This window comes from Marseilla massiliensis (assembly GCF_016899855.1).
Taxonomy (GTDB): Bacteria; Bacteroidota; Bacteroidia; order Bacteroidales; family Bacteroidaceae; genus Prevotella.
Genome location: NZ_JACJJG010000165.1, coordinates 1 through 3,647, shown reverse-complemented (window position 1 = coordinate 3,647; position 3,647 = coordinate 1). Strand labels below are relative to the sequence as shown.

Sequence of the window (3,647 nt, the reverse complement as noted above, 5' to 3'; positions counted from 1 at the left end):
GTTCCGGCATACGAGATGTCTGGGTTTACTATCTTTTCCTGCGCCGTCGTTCCAATACAGAAAAACAACGCCACGAGCAGCATTACGCACCCTTTTATTCTGTTCATCTTGTCTGTTTGTTGTCTTGATTAATCATTGTTTTCAACTTGCGCTTCCGTTTTGCCGAAACGTCGTTGCCTGTTCTGATAGCTGGCGATAGCCTCGTGCAGGCAGTTCTCGTCAAAATCAGGCCAATATGTATCACAAAAATAAAGTTCGGAATAAGCTATCTGCCACAACAGATAATTAGAAATACGCACCTCTCCGCCCGTACGGATCAGCAAGTCAGGGTCGGGCATGAATTTCGTCTGCATGTGTGAGGACACTAAATTCTCGTCAATGCCGTCTACATTGAGCTTGCCTTGCTGTACTTCCGCCGCTATTTGCCTGACAGCCTGCGTTATTTCCCACTTCGACGAATAGCTCAACGCCACAACCATAGTCATAGCCGTGTTGTCTTTCGTGTGGTCCATCGTTTCATGCAATTTGGCCCTGACTGCCTCAGGAAGGCGCCCTATATCGCCAATTACTCGAAAACGGACATTATTCTTCATGAAGATTTCATCTTCAAGTGAAGACAGCACAAGCCCCATAAGTGCCGCAACCTCATCTGCCGGACGATTCCAGTTTTCCGTCGAGAACGTATATAAAGTAAGGTATTCAACTCCCAATCTTGTACACTCTGACGTTATTTTACGTACAGACTCAACCCCGGCCTGATGACCGTAGCTGCGTTCCTTGCCGCGCTCCATCGCCCAGCGGCCGTTCCCGTCCATTATTATGGCGATATGACGGGGTATGCGGTTCATGTCGATTCTTGTATCAATCATCCTTGTTGCATATTTTACATTTGGGCATGAAACTATATGTAAGCGTGAGTTTCAGCGCCGAATAGCAATCGGTATTCTTGAAAACGCCAGAACTCTCGATACCGTACGGGTCTTCCACTCCATCAAGCTTATCGCTTAAAGAGAAGTGCATGGCCCACTCCAGACCGAGATTTAGCCGTTTACCTATTTTATATTTAACGCCAAGACCTATCGGAACATTGGCCGTAAAAGCGTTTTCACCTCCTCCGGTTACGTATGTCGCGCCAATGCCGAGGAATACGAAAGGCGTGAGCCTTTTAGCTCCACGGTATTCCCGTCCTGTCCCATAAGGCCAGAAATTATATTCGAACGTAAGGCCTGCATCAAGCAACGTATTGCTGAACTCTATCGGATTATCGTCATACCCAGGGTAATATGTCTTCACGTCAGCCGAACTTCCTTTCAACTTTCCGTACATAACGTCAAGTTTCACCCCCATGTAAGGATTGAAGATGCGCCTCAATATCAATGAGGCTGACGGCTGCATATTCTTTACAATGCTACCGTTGAAGTCGCCCTCATAGCTCACCATACCCGCGCCAACGCCTATTTCCATCTTATACTCATAATCATCCTGGGCTTTTGCGCCGAGTGATACGAGCGTGAAAAAGGCGATAAGCAGAATGGTTCTCATCACTACAAGGGTATATGTTCAGCTGTTCTTACTCCGTAAACGACGTCTGGTTTTCCTCCCATCCCAAGCGGTTGACCCTGCCGCGCCATACTGTTCCGGTTCCTCCACACACTATCCAAAGATAGTTGTTTTCGTCTACTGTCATTGTGAACACGTCGCTTTCGGCATTATCGAATCCCTCAGGCATATAATATTTATCATCGTCATGCCATGTAAGGCCATTGTCCTCACTAACGTAGAACGCGGAGAACGCCTCAGCCGTACTTGTTCCCTCACCTTGTCCGCCGAGAGCTATCAGCACGTCACCGTATGCCAACATCTTGAGATTGGCCAACCGTGGCAGATTGTAACCATTATCTTCATTGCAGAACATCCACGAATGGCGCTCCGAATTAGTCGAATACTCCTCAATCTTGCTCCATACCATAGCGACCGAATCCTCCGGATTGGAAGAAAGGCTGCGGTTTCCGGCTATGATTATACGCTCTGACGTATCGTCGGTCGTAAGCGCGAAACTACCGTAACCGATATTTTCATCCGGCAGCATGCTCACGTCTCCGCTGATAGCGTCTACCGTCCAAGCGTGGTTTGAGTATTCCGAACTTACAATCTGTCCCGATGCGTCTATTCCGTACAGCCTGCTGCGACCGGCCGCGATAAGCTTTATTGGCGCCGTGTTGCCCTGAATATCATAAGATGTCCAATTATTTCCGTCGTACGAACGCATCATACGGCCGCCGCTGATTATGTAAAGGCTGTCGCCTTTTGCTACAACGCTTGCGTACGCATTGGCATCAAACGTGGCTCCATTATCCGTGGAAAGTTCCGTCCATGTACCGGGAGCATCAAGACTTGCGCTATATACAGATGTATTCGAACGGTCCGTTCCAAAGACAAACAGCCTGTCCCTGAAAGCCACCGACTTCATTGCCGCCATCGACGTGAATGCAGGGTTGGAGCCAGCGTTGTACCAGTTGATCGAGTCCGGGTCTTCCTTATGTACGTTAACGCTTACCTTATAAGCACGGTAAGCGATTCCGTCATTGGCATAGATACGGAATTCGATTGGTTCCGTAAAATCAAGCGAGTCGCTGCTGTTGAAATATACGAGCGAGTCATTGTCTTCCGAATCCTTGTAGGCAAGGATTATAAAACCTGAATTCTTGCTGCTTACGTTACATAATACGTGGGCAGCATCCGTTCTTACCGGCAAGGAGTCGGGATTGTATATTTCTCGTTTCAGCTGGTCTATATAGAATTTATATACGCTTCCATCCACTTCTGTGACGTAAGAGCTGTCTTCACCGGTCGAAGACTTTGTCCACATGGTGCGGTTCAGTGTTCCCAGAGAGAACGATGTTATCGCTGTGTCGCTATAATAAGTTATGTCGGTTGCGTTGTCATCGCTCAGGCATGATGTGGCTAAAACCGCTGCCGAAAACAGGATGACGAATAGTCGGGCAATCCTTCTCATTCTTTATAATGTTTATTTTTAGCTGCAAATTTAATCAGAATTCCTCAAATAGAACGCCTTTTACACCCTTTATTATCCAAATTACCAAGAAATTGGACTTTTTTATATACATAAAAGGATTTTTAAAAGCTTTTTATGTTTACCCGCAAGGCTTTCCGGACGTCGGCGTAAGGCAATAAAAAAGGCAGGGATGAATCGCTCATGCCTGCCTCCATTGCTTAACGTCTGTCGGTGTTAACTAAAGTAATGATGCTAAAAAAACTGTCATTACGGCAACTAACACCGGCATCATTATTGTTTCAAAATCTAATAACATAATCTTTACCTTAAAATCTATCAAACTACTAACCTATGAAAAAGTATTCTCACGAACACGGGTGCAAATATAGTAATTTGTCTATAAACCCGCAACATTTTACTTTGTTTTTTGCTTTTTATAAACAAATATTTGACATAAATCAAATAATCTTTGGAAATATAGCAAATTTTTAAGCCGTTTTTAACGTGAGTTCGGTATAAGAAAACGATTGAAAAAGTTGTGGGAATGAGATATCTTTAGTACCTTTATAGTTGACAATCAATAAGTTACATAAAAATATCCATTCCCATGACTGATGCAAATATAATAGAA

General features: G+C 45.0%; 3 protein-coding genes. All 3 read right to left on the bottom strand.

The genetic code is table 11. From position 1 onward, the window contains the following. Window positions 1-128: 128 nt before the first annotated feature. The 3 genes from H6A34_RS13905 to H6A34_RS13895 are packed head-to-tail and all read right to left on the bottom strand — an operon-like array spanning window position 129 to window position 3,016. Window positions 129-869, bottom strand: a complete 741-nt coding sequence (locus tag H6A34_RS13905) for an isoprenyl transferase (RefSeq protein WP_021947536.1) — start codon at window positions 867-869, stop codon at window positions 129-131. Further along, window positions 862-1,542 (bottom strand): type IX secretion system protein PorG, encoded by a 681-nt coding sequence (gene porG, locus H6A34_RS13900; protein ID WP_205106002.1) that lies wholly within the window; start codon window positions 1,540-1,542, stop codon window positions 862-864. The genes H6A34_RS13905 and porG overlap by 8 nt, the downstream gene beginning before the upstream one ends. Before the next feature lie 28 nt (window positions 1,543-1,570). Next, window positions 1,571-3,016 carry a BamI family beta-barrel-assembly machinery protein gene (locus H6A34_RS13895; protein WP_205106001.1) on the bottom strand — a complete coding sequence of 482 codons (1,446 nt, stop codon included), beginning with the start codon at window positions 3,014-3,016 and terminating at the stop codon, window positions 1,571-1,573. Window positions 3,017-3,647 lie beyond the last annotated feature (631 nt).